This window comes from Burkholderia seminalis, assembly GCF_001718535.1.
Taxonomy (GTDB): domain Bacteria; phylum Pseudomonadota; class Gammaproteobacteria; order Burkholderiales; family Burkholderiaceae; genus Burkholderia; species Burkholderia seminalis.
The window spans coordinates 893489-906629 of record NZ_CP013399.1; the positions used below are offsets into that span (position 1 = coordinate 893489).

Below are 13141 nucleotides of genomic sequence, written 5' to 3' on the forward strand. Positions count from 1 at the left end.
GCAGGCGGGCACCGTGCGTCAGTGCCGGTCGCCGAACAGCGATTCGAGCGGATAGTGCCGTTTGACGAACGGCGACTTGATGATCACGTAACTGAAATACTTTTCGATGCCGATGTTCTGCTCGAGCAGCCCCTCGACGATCGTCTGGTAATGGCTCACGCTGCGCGTGATGAACTTCAGCAGGTAGTCGTAGCCGCCGCTCGCGAGATGGCACTCGACGATCTCGTCGACGTTGCGGATCGCCGCGACGAAGCGGTCGAAGTCCTCGCGCCGGTGGTCGGCCAGCGTGACCTCGGTGAACACGACCTGCACGTCGCCGAGTTTCTCGAGCTGGATGTGCGCGCCGTAGCCGCCGATGTAGCCGGCCTTCTCGAGCCGCTTCACGCGGATCAGGCAAGGACTGGGCGACAGCCCGACCGCATCGGCCAGCTCGACGTTGGTCATGCGGCCGCGCTTCTGCAACTGGGAGAGGATGCGCAGGTCGATGCGATCCAGCTTGCTGTCCGTCATGTTCACGTGAGAGGCGAAAAAATGGAATGTCCGGTTACTTTAGAGTCGAACGAGGGCCGCCACAAGCCCGGCTTTCCCTTGGCCGGTCAGGCCGGCTGCGCGTGCGCGGCGTCGAGCGCGCGCTGCACGCCGGCATCGCCCAGCACGTCGTCGAGCGTCTTGCGCACGCGTTCGAACAATAGGTCGAACTCGCCCGCGGTGAAGCTCAGCGCCGGCGCGAAGCCGAGCACGCCGTCGCCGAACGCGCGGAACACCACGCCGTTCGCGTAAGCGGCCGCCGCGATCTTGTCGGGCACGTTCAGCGCCGGGTCGAAGCGCGTCTTGCGGGCCTTGTCGGTCACCAGTTCGAGCGCACCGAGCAGGCCGACGGAACGCGCATCGCCGACGAGCGGATGCGCGCGCAGCGCGTCGAGGCCCGCCGCGAAGCGCGGTGCCAGCGCCTGGCCGTTCGCGAGCAGCCCGCCTTCGTGATAGAGCTTCAGCACCTCGAGGCCGATCGCCGCGCTGACCGGATGCGCGGAATACGTATGGCCGTGGCCGACCACGGCCGATTCGGCGCGGCTGCCCGCGATCCCTTCATAGATTTCATCGGACATCAGCACCGCGCCCATCGGCGCATAACCGGCGGTCAGTCCCTTCGCGACGGTCATCAGGTCCGGATCGACCTGTTCGGTCTCGCACGCGAACAGCGGCCCCGTGCGGCCGAAGCCGGTGATCACCTCGTCGGCGACGAACAGGATGCCGAGGCGACGGCAGGCGTCGCGCATCGCCTTCAGCCAGCCGGCCGGCGGCACGATCACGCCGCCGGAGCCCTGCACGGGCTCGCAGAAGAAGGCGGCCACGTTGTCCGCGCCGAGTTCGGCGACCTTCGCTTCGAGCGCGGCGACCGACGCGGCGATCAGCGCCTGCGGATCGTCGCCGAGCGGATGGCGATACGGGTAGGGCGACGGGATGTGATGCTGGTCCGCGCGCGGCAGGTCGAAGTGACGGTGGAACGCCGGCAGCGCGGTGAGGCCGGCGCCGATCGACGACGAGCCGTGATAACCGCGCTCGAGCGCGATCATCTGCTTTTTCGACGGACGGCCGGTCGCGTTGAAATAGTGCGTGATGAAGCGCACCGCGGAATCGACCGCATCCGAGCCGCCGAGCGTGAAGTACACGTGGTTCAGCGACGGCGGCGCGAGCGCGGCGAGCCGTTCGGCCAGCTCGATCGCCGGCTGCGAGCCGAAATGGAAATAGCCGGTCGCGTAGGGCAGCTTCGCCATCTGGTCGGCGGCCGCTTTCACGATGCTGTCGCGGCCGTAGCCGACGTTCACGCACCACAGGCCCGAGAACGCGTCGAGCAGCGTGTGGCCGTCGGCGTCGCGCAGGAACACGCCGTCCGCGGATTCGAGCACGGTGGCGCCGCGCGCCTCGTGTGCGCGATAGTTGACGACGGGGTGGATCAGATGCTGACGATCGGCTTCGATCAGCGCAGCGTGGTCGGAGTGGTTCATGGCAGGGCAGGACTCTCGTCAGGTGTCAGCGGTGAGTTCATGCTACCGGGCGAACGATCCGCATGCGCTTTCAATTTGCGCCCCGAAACGTATGGGCGCGGCGTTTGCACGGGGCGCTTCGGCATTTTCTGCTGCGCGCCCCGCCGTGCCGGACGCGTGCGTCAGTAGCCGCGTGTGCGGTCGACGACGCCGATCATCGGTTGTCCTGCACGATGGCGCGCGAGATTCGCGAGCACGGCGTCCACGGCGGTGTCGGGCCGCGTGGCGCTCGCGATGTGCGGCGTGATCCGGATGCGCGGATGCGCCCAGAACGGATGACCGGCCGGCAACGGTTCGGGGTCGGTCACATCGAGGATCGCGCTGTCGAGCCGGCCGCTGTCGAGCGCGGCGAGCAGCGCGGCCGCATCGAGCTGCGGCCCGCGCCCGACCTGCACGAGCGACGCGCCGGCCGGCAGCGCATCGAACACGCGTGTGCCGAGCAGCCCGCGCGTGCCGTCGGTCAGCGGCAGCAGGCAGATCAGGATGTCGGTGCGGGCGAGGAACGGTTCGAGCGCGTCGTCGCCGGCGTAGCACGCGATGCCGTCGAGCGTGCGCGGCGTGCGGCTCCAGCCCGCGCACGGGAAGCCGAAGCGCCGGAGCATGTCGAGCACCGCCTGGCCGAGCGTGCCGAGCCCGAGGACGCCGATTCGCGTCGACGCGGCGGCGCGCACCGGTTTCTCGTGCCACACCTGCGCGCGTTGTTGTGCCGCGTAGTCGAACAGGTCGCGGTGAATCGTCAGCACCGCCTGCGTCACGTATTCGACCATGCCCTCGACGATGCCCGGCTCGATCATCCGCACGACGGGGATGTGCGGCGGCACGCGCGACAGGTCGAACTGATCGATGCCGGCCCCGACCGAGAACACGACCTCGAGATTCGGGAGCAGCGCGGCCGGATCGTCCGGCGGCTGCCACGCGGCGAGATAGCGGACCGCCTCCGGGTAGCCGATGTCCGGCCAGATCCGGAACGCGAGATCGGGCGCGCGCTGCGCGAAGCGCTGTGCCCATTGCGCGCCGCGCACCGGGTCGGCCTTGTACAGGAAGCTCATCTTCGTTCCGCTCAGCCGAGTGCCTGGTTCACGATCGCGTACGCGCGCAGCGCCGGATCGCGCTCGGGCGCTGCGCCGCGCGCCATCGCGACGACGGTATCGACGCGCGGCAGCCCGAGCCCCTGCAGCCAGTCGGACAGGCCGCTGTCGCCCGGCACGTCGAGCCGCACGAACATGCCCTCGTGCAGGGCGAGCCAGTGACTGATCAGCGCCTGCGCGCGCTGCGCGTCCGGTGCGACCACCGGGCCGATCGCGTGGCCGCGGCCGAAGCGGCGGAACAGCGCGAAGCCGAGCAGTTCGCCGTCGCGATCGAGCGCGATGCCGTTCGCGACGTCGAGCAGCGCGCCGATCACTTCGTCGCGCTGATAGCCCGCGGCGCGCGACGCGAGCGCGGCAAGGCGCGGGCCGTCGTTCGCGCCGATCGGCCGCAGGCGCTCGCCGGGCGGCAGCGATATCAGCGGCGGCTGGAAGGCGGCGCCCTGGTGTTGATCGATCGTGCCGATCGCTTCGAACCCGAATTTCGCGTACAGCGGCTCGCCGGCCGGCGTCGCGTGCAGGAACACGGTCCGCGGGCCGAAGCTGTCGACCAGGCGGGCGAGCAACTCGCGCCCGATGCCGCGGCCCTGGCGCTCGGGCGACACGATGACCATGCCGAGCGACGCGTGCGATTCGCCGAAGCGCCAGCCGAGCGCGGTGCCGACGACGCCGGTTTCGTCTTCGGCGACGAAGCCGCCGCCGAGCTGGAACACGAAGCGCCAGTCGTCGAGCCGGTGCGGCCACTTGACGGCTTCCGACAGCCGGTGCGCGGCGGGCAGGTCGGTTTCGGCGAACGGGCGATAGGTAAGCGTGCTGGAAGGATTGAGGTCGGACACGCCGGACTCCGGAGGGGTGGGAATGACGCATCACTGTGCCAGCGAGGCCGCAGGGCGGATAGGACGATTCGCCTGTTTTCCGGCGGCGGCGGGCGCGCCCGCGAATTCGATGCAAACCGGCTCGATCGGCGCGAACGAACGCCCGGATCGTGCTGGCGAGACGGGTCAATCCGGCCACGCGTGCTGTGGAATACCACTACGATCAATGGCACGGCGGCACTGCCGCCTGCCGAAGGGCCGCATCGGCAGACGGGCTCGCCGCGGTAGCGCGGCGCCCATCGGCGCCCGCCGCCCGCGCCGCGCCCGATCGTGCCGCAGATCGTGCTGCATGTGGCGGGCAACACGCGGCGATTCTGCGTTTTGAGCGGCGCCGAACGATGCGCGGACGACTTTTTGCCCTGATTCAATTTCGTTAAATCCAGCCCGTCCCCGGCCCTGCCGGGGCTTCACACCGACAGGACGTCACCATGATCCAGTTTGAACCGAAGTACATCACCTTCGACTGCTACGGCACGCTGACCCATTTCCGGATGGCCGAGACGGCGCGCGAAATCTATGCGGACCGGCTGTCGCCGGCCGCGATGGAGGCATTCGTGCGCGCGTTCGCCGCCTATCGGCTCGACGAGGTGCTCGGCGCGTGGAAGCCGTACCGCGACGTCGTCGTCAACGCGGTCCGCCGCACCTGCGCGCGGCTCGGCGTGAAGTTCGACGAGGCCGAGGCCGAGCTTTTCTATCATGCGGTGCCGACGTGGGGCCCGCATCCGGACGTGCCGGCCGGGCTGTCGCGGCTGGCGTCGAAGTACAAGCTGGTGATCCTGTCGAATGCGATGGACGAGCAGATCATGAGCAACGTCGACAAGCTGGGCGCGCCGTTCCACGCCGTGTTCACCGCGCAGCAGGCGCAATCGTACAAGCCGCGGATGCAGGGCTTCGAATACATGTTCGACAAGCTCGGCTGCAAGCCCGAGGACGTGCTGCACGTGTCGTCGAGCCTGCGCTACGACCTCATGACGGCCGAGGATCTCGGCATCAAGCACAAGGCATTCGTGAACCGCGGCCACGAGCCGGGCACGCCGTTCTACAACTATTACGAAGTGTCGGACATCGGTCAGCTCGCGACGCAACTCGGGCTGTAAGCCGGCCGCGCCGGCCGATTCGTCGAGCGCCGGGGCGCGGCCGTGATGCCGTCGCGTCCCGGCGCGTTCGGTCAGCGCACGAAATGAGGGTAATTACCGATATTGAGTCGTTCAAGGCGGGGCCGCCCGGGCCGATATATGTACCGAACGGTTAATATTTCGAGGCCCCTGCATGAAGTTGTCCACCAAACTGCTGATGCTCGTCGCCGCGGCGCTGCTCGGCGTCGTCCTGCTGGCCGCGTTGTCGCTGCACACGCTGCGCGACGCGCTGATCGACAGCCGCCGCGAAGAGGTCGTCATTCTGCTGACCAAGGCCGAGCATCTGGTCGATTCGTATCGCGCGATGCAGACGAGCGGCACGCTCACGCAGGAGCAGGCGCAGCAGCAGGCCAAGGCCGCGCTGGCGGCGCTCAACGCGAATTCGAAGAGCTACTTCTGGGTCACGACGTCCGACGGCGTCAACCTCGTGCACCCGAACGCGAAATTCATCGGCACGCGCGCGAAAGGCAACCGCACGACCAGCGGCATGACCGACAGCGAGGCGTACCGCGCGGGGATGGCGCAGGCGCATTTCGCGCTCGTCGACGTGCTGGTCAAGCGCAGCCCCGACGCGGACCTGGAGCCGAAGCTGCAGGGCGTGGTCGCGATTCCGGACTGGAACTGGTGGATCGGCACGGGATTTTTCTACGACGACATCAACGCGGCGTTTGCCCGGCTCGCGATGGTGCTGGGCGCCGTCGCGCTCGTCATCGCCGCGGCGCTCGCGGCCATCGCATGGGGCGTGCTGCGCAGCGTCAGGCGCACGCTGGGCGGGGAACCCGCGCATGCGACGCAGATCGCCGCCCGCATCGCCGCCGGCGAACTGGACGTGCAGTTCGATACGGCGCACGCCGCGCCCGGCAGCCTGCTCGTCGCGCTGGGCGACATGAAGGCGCGGCTGACCGACACCATCGCCGAGATCCAGACCACGACCCACTCGATCGCCACGGGCACCGGCGAGATCGCGCAAGGCAACCTGGATCTGTCGCAGCGCACGGAGCAGCAGGCCGCGTCGCTGCAGGAAACGGCGGCGAGCATGGAGCAGATCACGTCCACGGTCAAACAGAACGCCGACAACGCGCGCCAGGCGAATGCGCTCGTGGCCCAGGCCAAGGATGCGACCGAGCTCGGCGGCGCCGCCGTGCACGCGGTCGTCGAAACGATGCGGCAGATTTCGGACGGATCGGTGCGGATCGCCGACATTACCGTCGTCATCGAAAGCATCGCATTCCAGACCAACATTCTCGCGCTCAACGCCGCGGTGGAAGCCGCGCGGGCCGGCGAGGAGGGGCGGGGGTTCGCCGTCGTCGCATCGGAAGTCCGCTCGCTCGCGCAGCGCAGCGCGGCGGCCGCGAAGGACATCAAGGGATTGATCGACGCGTCGGTCGAGCGGGCCGGCAGCGGCAGCCGGCTCGTCGAGACGGCCGGCGAGCGCATGACCGAGATCGTCCGGTCGATCGACCGGGTGGCGGACATCATGGGCGAGATTTCCGCGGCATCGGCGGAGCAAAGCACCGGCATCGAACAAATCGGGCTGGCCGTCGCGCAAATGGATGAAGTCACCCAGCAGAACGCCGCGCTCGTCGAGCAGGCAGCGGCCGCCGCCTCGTCGCTGGACGAGCAGGCGGCGCGCCTGCGGGCCGCCGTATCGGTATTCCGGCTCGCTGCGTGACGGCTTCGCGCCGTCCGCTCGCGGGGGCGCATCATCCTGCCGCCCGGGCGCCGCGCCGGCGAGCGCGCCGACATGCCCGGTGACGCATGCGTCGCCGCTCGCGGCCGCGGCGCCTGACGGCTGCACGGGCCCGGTTTCCGGGCAGTCGCGTCATCTTCCCGTCTTCCCGCCAAGCCGTTCCGATCGAGCGGCATTCTTCCGAACTTTCCTGCGCGACGTCCCGCCGCGATCCCCATCGTCGCCGCTCGTGCGTGCGGCGATCCGCCGCAACGTGCCGCTCGTTTCGACCGTCGTGGGCACGCGCACACACATTCGACACAAACGTGCGGTTTGCGTGAGTCAAACGCGCGCCGGATGCCGAACGGGCAATTTTGTCGGCGCAATCTGCGGCGGCTGCGGCCTTACGATTTCCTGTATCGACACGGGTCGGGCAGCCGCCGCGACACGCCGCCGGGCGCACGACGACACATGCGCGCACGCAGCAATTCATGCTGCGCGGGCGGCTCAAAACGGTCGATTCGTATCGTGCGGGCCGCCCGAATCGCGACAAACCGCATTTTGGCGATGCTTAAATGAACTGCATGTGTACGACGTCGCGCCCGCCACCAGCAAGCGGGCGCGGCGGGATTGAACAACCACGCTGGACCCTTGGACCCACTTCCCACAGTCAGGAGCAGTTCGGATGAGCGACGATATCGACAATGACGGCAAGGGCGGCTTCACGCGCCGCGACATGATGCGGGTCATGGCGGCGAGCGGCATGATGGCCGTCGGCGGCGGCGGGCTGCTGATGGATGCGCAGTCGGCATTCGCCGCGCCCGCGCCGAAGCGCGGCGGCAAGATCCGGGTCGCGAACGAAGCCGGCTCGACGGCCGATACGCTCGATCCGGCCAAGGGCTCGACGGGCGCGGACTACACCCGTTTCTTCATGTTCTACAGCGGTCTCACGCAGCTCGATGCGAGCCTCACGCCGCAGATGAACCTCGCCGAGTCGCTGCAGACGACCGATGCGAAGACGTGGATCATCAAGCTGCGCAAGGGCGTCACGTTCCACGACGGTAAGCCCGTCGGCCCGGCCGACGTGGTGTTTTCGCTGATGCGCCACAAGAACCCGGCCACCGCGTCGAAGGTCAAGCCACTCGCCGAACAGTTCGCGGATGCGAAGGCGACCGGCCCCGACGAAGTCACGCTGACGCTCGTGAGCGCGAACGCCGATCTACCGGTGATCCTCGCGACGCCGCAGCTCGTGATCGTCAAGGACGGCACGACCGACTTCAGCACCGGTATCGGCTGCGGCCCGTACAAGCTGAAGTCGTTCAAGCCGGGCGTGGCGACCATCGGCGTGCGCAACGACAGCTACTTCAAGCCGGGCAGGCCGTATCTCGACGAGATCGAGCTGATCGGCATCGGCGACAGCGCCGCGCGCCTGAACGCGCTGCTGTCGGGCGACGTGCACCTGATCAACGCGATCGATCCGCGCTCGACGCAGCGGGTCTCGTCGACGCCGGGCTACGCGCTGAAGGAAACCAAGTCGGGCCTCTATACCGACCTGATCATGCGCAGCGACAACCCGATCGTCTCGAATCCCGATTTCGTCGAAGGGATGAAGTACCTGTTCGATCGCGAGCAGATCCGCACGGCGGTGTTCCGCGGCTACTCGGTGATCGGCAACGACCAGCCGATCCCGCCGGGGCATCGCTACTTCAACGCGTCGCTGCCGCAGCGGGCGCACGATCCTGACAAGGCGAAATTCCTGCTCCAGAAGGCGGGCGCGCTCGGCACCACGCTGCCGCCGATCTATGCGACGTCCGACGCGAACGGGTCGATCGAAATGGCCGTGCTGCTGCAGCAGGCCGGCCAGAAGATCGGGCTGAACCTGCAGGTCAACCGCGCGTCGCCCGACGGCTACTGGTCGAACCACTGGATGAAGCACCCGCTCACGTTCGGCAACATCAACCCGCGTTCGAGCGCCGACGTGCTGTTCACGCAGTTCTTCAAGTCGGATGCGCCGTGGAACGAATCGGGCTGGAAGAACGCGAAGTTCGACCAGTTGCTGCTCGCCGCGCGTTCGGAAACCGACGACGCGAAGCGCAAGCAGATGTACGGCGACATGCAGGTGATCGTGGCGCAGCAGGGCCGGGTCGGCATTCCGGCGTTCATCAGCTTCCTCGACGGGTACGACAAGCGGCTCGCGGGCCTCGGTTCGATCCCGACCGGCGGGATGATGGGCTTCATGTTCGCCGAGAACGTGTGGTGGAACGCGTGACGTCGTGGCTGGCCGCCGTCGCGCGGCCGGTGCGGGCCCCCGCGCCGGCCACGCACGGTTTTTTCGGGAGTGCTGCTCCATGAACCGAATTCTCATCGGGCTGATCGGCCGGCGCATCGCGGTCACCGCGCTGACGCTGCTGATCGTGTCCGCGATCATCTTCACGATCACGAACCTGCTGCCGGGCGACGCCGCGCAGGCCGCGCTCGGCCAGTCGGCGACGCCGGAAACGGTCGCCGCGCTGCGCCAGCAGTTCGGTCTCGACATGCCGGCGCACGTCCGTTACGTGCACTGGCTCGCCGGGCTGTTGCACGGCGATTTCGGCCGGTCGCTGTCCGGCGACATGCCGGTGTCGGAGCTGATCGGCGGCCGCCTGCCGAAGTCGCTCGCGCTTGCGGCGATCACGACCGCCGTGTCGGTGCCGATCGCGCTGCTGCTCGGCATCCTCGCGGCGGTCAAGCGCGAGACGGTGGTCGACCGCGTGATCAGCCTCGGCACGCTGTCGCTCGTCGCGACGCCGGAATTCCTGATCGCGACGGTCGCCGTGCTCGTGTTCGCGGTGAAGCTGCACTGGCTGTCCGCGCTGTCGTACAGCGGCCCGATCGAGAGCCTGCACGATTTCCTGCGTGCGTATGCGATGCCGGTGTTGACGCTGTGCGCGGTCGTGATCGCGCAGATGGCGCGCATGACGCGCGCCGCGGTGATCGAGCAACTGAGCGCGTCGTACGTCGAGATGGCCACGTTGAAGGGCGCAAGCCCCGCGCGCGTCGTGCTGCGCCATGCGCTGCCGAACGCGATCGGCCCGATCGCCAATGCAATCGCGCTGAGCCTGTCGTATCTGCTCGGCGGCGTGATCGTCGTCGAGACGATCTTCAACTATCCGGGCCTCGCGAGCCTGATGGTCGACGCCGTCAGCAACCGCGATTTCCCGTTGGTCCAGGCGTGCACGCTGATCTTCTGCGTCGCTTACCTGACGCTCGTGCTGTTCGCCGACCTGTGCTCGATCGTGTCGAACCCGCGACTGCGCACCTGAGTGTTTCGTCTTCCTTCCGAGATGCCGCCCATGCAACCGATCGAACCCGTACAACGCAGCAGCCCGCTGCCGCCATCCGACGACCCGCCCCTGGGGCGGGGCAGCATGCCGCCGGCCGCGCCTGCCCCCGACCAGCCGCGCAAGCGCCGCACCGCGCGCATCGCCTTGACGACCGGCGGCCGCGTCGGTCTGGCGATGGTCGGCCTGATGCTGTTCATCGCCGTGTTCGCGCCGCTGCTCGCGCCGCACGACGTCGGCGCGATCGTCACGCCGGACGTGTTCGCGCCGTTCAGCGCGAAGCTGCCGTTCGGCTCCGACTTCCTCGGCCGCGACATGCTGAGCCGGATCCTGTACGGCGCGCGGCTGACCGTGCTGCTCGCGCTGGCCGCGGTGCTGCTCGCCGCCGTGACCGGCACGACGCTCGGGTTGCTCGCGACCGTGTCGGGCCGCGCGGTCGACGAGACGATGAGCCGGCTGCTCGACGCGCTCACGTCGATTCCGTCGAAGATGTTCGCGCTGATGTTCGTCGCCGCGTTCGGCTCGTCGCTGCCGCTGCTGGTCCTTACCGCCGCGGTCAGCTACATGCCCGGCTCGTACCGGATCGCGCGCGCGCTCGCCGTCAACATCAGCACGCTGGAATTCGTGCAGGTCGCGCGCGCACGCGGCGAAAGCGCGCTGTACATCGCGTGCGTCGAGATGCTGCCGAACATGATCCACCCGATGCTGGCGGACACCGGGCTGCGCTTCACGTTCGTCGTGCTGCTGCTGAGCGGCCTGAGCTTTCTCGGGCTCGGCGTGCAACCGCCGTACGCGGACCTCGGCTCGCTCGTGCGCGAGAACATCGCGAGCCTCGGCGACGGCTCGGCCGTCGCGATCGTGCCCGCGGTCGCGATCGCGATCCTGACGGTGGGCGTCAACCTGATGATCGACGGCCTGCCGCATCGCGGCCGCCGCAAGGGCGCGGCCGGCGCCGCCGGAGGACACTGATGCGACACGAATCGAACCCGCTCGTCGAGGTGCGCGGGCTGCGCGTGGTCGGCGGCCGGCCGGGCGGCGAGGAAACGACAATCGTCCACGGTGTCGACTTCGACATCGCGCGCGGCGAGGTGCTCGCGCTGATCGGCGAATCGGGCTCCGGCAAGACGACGATCGCGCTGTCGCTGATGGGCCATGCGCGCGCCGGATGCCGGATCGCCGGCGGCTCGGTGAAGCTCGACGGCACCGACGTGTGCACGCTTTCCGCAGCGGCGCTGACCGCGCTGCGCGGCCGCAAGGTCGCGTATATCGCGCAGAGCGCGGCCGCCGCGTTCAACCCGTCGCGCACGATTCTCGACCAGGTGATCGAGAGCGCGCTGATCCACAAGACGATGACGAAGCGCGACGCGCAGGCGAAGGCGATCGAGCTGTTTCGCGCGCTCGCGCTGCCGGAGCCGGAGACGATCGGCAAGCGCTATCCGCACCAGGTATCGGGCGGTCAACTGCAGCGGCTGATGGCCGCGATGGCGCTGATCACGGATCCGGAGCTGGTGATCCTCGACGAGCCGACCACCGCGCTCGACGTGACCACGCAGATCGACGTGCTGCAGGCGTTCAAGAGCGTGATCCGGCGCTACGGGATGAGCGCGGTGTACGTGTCCCACGACCTGGCCGTGGTCGCGCAGATGGCCGACCGGATCGTCGTGCTGAGCGACGGTGTGATCCGCGAGGCGGGCGACACCGAACAGATCCTGCATGCGCCGACGCACCCGTACACGCAGAGCCTGATCGCGGCGGTCACGCCGAACGATGCCGAACGCGACGCGCAGGGGCAAGCACCGGAGCCGGCCGCGCCGACGCCGCTGCTCGACGTGCGCGGCGCGATCGCCGGCTACGGCGGCCGTACCGCCAAAGGGTGGCCCGCGAAGGTGATCCTGCACGAAGTCGACCTGCGCATCGGGCGCGGCCAGACGGTCGGCGTGATCGGCGAATCGGGCTCCGGCAAGACCACGCTCGCGAAGGTGATCGCGGGCCTCGTGCCGGCGACGGGCGGCAAGATCCTGCTCGACGGCGAGCCGCTCGCGCTCGATATCGTCAAGCGCACCAAGGAGCAGCACCGCCGCGTGCAAATCGTGTTCCAGAACGCCGATACCGCGCTCAACCCGGTGCATACCGTCGAGCGCACGCTCGCACGGCCGCTCGCGTTCTATCACGGCATCAAGGGCGCGCGTGCGCGGCAGCGCGTCGCGGAGCTGCTCGAACTCGTGCGGCTACCGCCGGCGGTGGCCTCGCGGCGTACCGGCGAGCTGTCGGGCGGCCAGAAGCAGCGCGTGAACCTCGCGCGCGCGCTCGCGGCCGAGCCCGACCTGATCCTGTGCGACGAGGTCACGTCGGCGCTCGATACCGTGGTCGGCGCCGCGATCATCGAGCTGCTGCGCGACCTGCAGGCGAAGCTCGGCGTGTCGTACGTGTTCATCACGCACGACATCGCGAAGGTGCGCGCGATCAGCGACGACATCGTCGTGCTGTATGCGGGCCGCCGCGTGGAGACGGGCAGCCGCGACGCGCTGTGCGCGCCGCCTTATCACCCGTATTCGCACTTGCTGGTGTCGTCCGCGCCGGAGTTGCGCGCGGGCTGGCTCGACGATGCGGCCGAGCGTTGCCACCGGCCGCTGGTGCCGATCGGCGAGCGCGAGAACGAGGCCGAGCTGTGTCCGTTCCTGTCGCGCTGCGCGATGCGTGTGGACGGCGTGTGCAACCGCACGGCCCCGTCGCTGCGCACGCTCGGGAACGGCGCGCAGGTGCTGTGCCATCGCAGCGAGGAAGATCTCGCGCGCTTCCAGGCGGAGCCGATTTCCGCTGGCGTCGCCCCGGTACAGCTGTAGTGCGAGGCGCGCGAACCGTTCATCGCGCGGTGCGGTGGACGGCCCGCCGCATAGTCTGCTGCGGCGGTCGCGCAAAACGGCAATTTGCACGCGTGCCGCGCGCGAATACGCGGCAACTGCGGTTTTTGACGGTGATTAAATGATTCTCATTGAACGTTCGCCGATCGA

10 protein-coding genes are annotated in these 13141 nt (G+C 68.7%); 6 read left to right on the forward strand and 4 right to left on the reverse strand.

Translation table 11 applies throughout. From position 1 onward, the window contains the following. Positions 1-18: 18 nt before the first annotated feature. From WJ12_RS19785 to WJ12_RS19800, 4 genes are all read right to left on the reverse strand, one after another. Positions 19-510: an Lrp/AsnC family transcriptional regulator gene (locus WJ12_RS19785; RefSeq protein ID WP_034191873.1), complete on the reverse strand. Its 492-nt coding sequence runs from the start codon at positions 508-510 to the stop codon at positions 19-21. An 86-nt stretch (positions 511-596) separates the two neighbouring features. Next, complete coding sequence (locus WJ12_RS19790) at positions 597-2006, reverse strand: aspartate aminotransferase family protein (protein ID WP_059562485.1); 1410 nt, start codon at positions 2004-2006, stop codon at positions 597-599. A gap of 161 nt (positions 2007-2167) precedes the next feature. Beyond that, a complete protein-coding gene (locus WJ12_RS19795) occupies positions 2168-3094 on the reverse strand; it encodes a 2-hydroxyacid dehydrogenase (protein WP_059562488.1) in 927 nt (308 codons plus the stop codon). An 11-nt stretch (positions 3095-3105) separates the two neighbouring features. Then, the gene (locus tag WJ12_RS19800; RefSeq protein WP_049031037.1) at positions 3106-3966 is read right to left on the reverse strand and encodes a GNAT family N-acetyltransferase; all 861 of its coding nucleotides are present in this window, start codon (positions 3964-3966) and stop codon (positions 3106-3108) included. Between the two features lie 467 nt (positions 3967-4433). Between WJ12_RS19800 and WJ12_RS19805 the strand changes: the two genes are divergently transcribed. The 6 genes from WJ12_RS19805 (at position 4434) to WJ12_RS19830 (ending at position 12973) form a co-directional block, all read left to right on the forward strand. After that, positions 4434-5102: a haloacid dehalogenase type II gene (locus WJ12_RS19805; RefSeq protein ID WP_034191869.1), complete on the forward strand. Its 669-nt coding sequence runs from the start codon at positions 4434-4436 to the stop codon at positions 5100-5102. A gap of 172 nt (positions 5103-5274) precedes the next feature. After that, positions 5275-6813, forward strand: a complete 1539-nt coding sequence (locus WJ12_RS19810) for a methyl-accepting chemotaxis protein (RefSeq protein ID WP_059562491.1) — start codon at positions 5275-5277, stop codon at positions 6811-6813. Between the two features lie 682 nt (positions 6814-7495). Continuing rightward, positions 7496-9079: an ABC transporter substrate-binding protein gene (locus WJ12_RS19815; RefSeq protein ID WP_034191867.1), complete on the forward strand. Its 1584-nt coding sequence runs from the start codon at positions 7496-7498 to the stop codon at positions 9077-9079. A gap of 79 nt (positions 9080-9158) precedes the next feature. Next, positions 9159-10112, forward strand: coding sequence for an ABC transporter permease (locus WJ12_RS19820; RefSeq protein WP_034191866.1), 954 nt, complete (start codon positions 9159-9161; stop codon positions 10110-10112). Positions 10113-10142: 30 nt separating this feature from the next. After that, positions 10143-11099 carry an ABC transporter permease gene (locus WJ12_RS19825; protein WP_034191865.1) on the forward strand — a complete coding sequence of 319 codons (957 nt, stop codon included), beginning with the start codon at positions 10143-10145 and terminating at the stop codon, positions 11097-11099. Further along, positions 11099-12973, forward strand: a complete 1875-nt coding sequence (locus tag WJ12_RS19830) for an ABC transporter ATP-binding protein (RefSeq protein ID WP_034191864.1) — start codon at positions 11099-11101, stop codon at positions 12971-12973. The genes WJ12_RS19825 and WJ12_RS19830 overlap by 1 nt, the downstream gene beginning before the upstream one ends. Positions 12974-13141 lie beyond the last annotated feature (168 nt).

Excerpts from the sequence above, each read along its gene's own strand:
- WJ12_RS19795 (WP_059562488.1), bottom strand. The coding sequence starts at position 3,094 with ATGAGCTTCCTGTACAAGGCCGACCCGGTGCGCGGCGCGCAATGGGCA.
- WJ12_RS19785 (WP_034191873.1), bottom strand. The coding sequence starts at position 510 with ATGACGGACAGCAAGCTGGATCGCATCGACCTGCGCATCCTCTCCCAG.
- WJ12_RS19825 (WP_034191865.1), top strand. The coding sequence starts at position 10,143 with ATGCAACCGATCGAACCCGTACAACGCAGCAGCCCGCTGCCGCCATCC.
- WJ12_RS19790 (WP_059562485.1), bottom strand. The coding sequence starts at position 2,006 with ATGAACCACTCCGACCACGCTGCGCTGATCGAAGCCGATCGTCAGCAT.
- WJ12_RS19810 (WP_059562491.1), top strand. The coding sequence starts at position 5,275 with ATGAAGTTGTCCACCAAACTGCTGATGCTCGTCGCCGCGGCGCTGCTC.
- WJ12_RS19815 (WP_034191867.1), top strand. The coding sequence starts at position 7,496 with ATGAGCGACGATATCGACAATGACGGCAAGGGCGGCTTCACGCGCCGC.
- WJ12_RS19805 (WP_034191869.1), top strand. The coding sequence starts at position 4,434 with ATGATCCAGTTTGAACCGAAGTACATCACCTTCGACTGCTACGGCACG.
- WJ12_RS19820 (WP_034191866.1), top strand. The coding sequence starts at position 9,159 with ATGAACCGAATTCTCATCGGGCTGATCGGCCGGCGCATCGCGGTCACC.
- WJ12_RS19830 (WP_034191864.1), top strand. The coding sequence starts at position 11,099 with ATGCGACACGAATCGAACCCGCTCGTCGAGGTGCGCGGGCTGCGCGTG.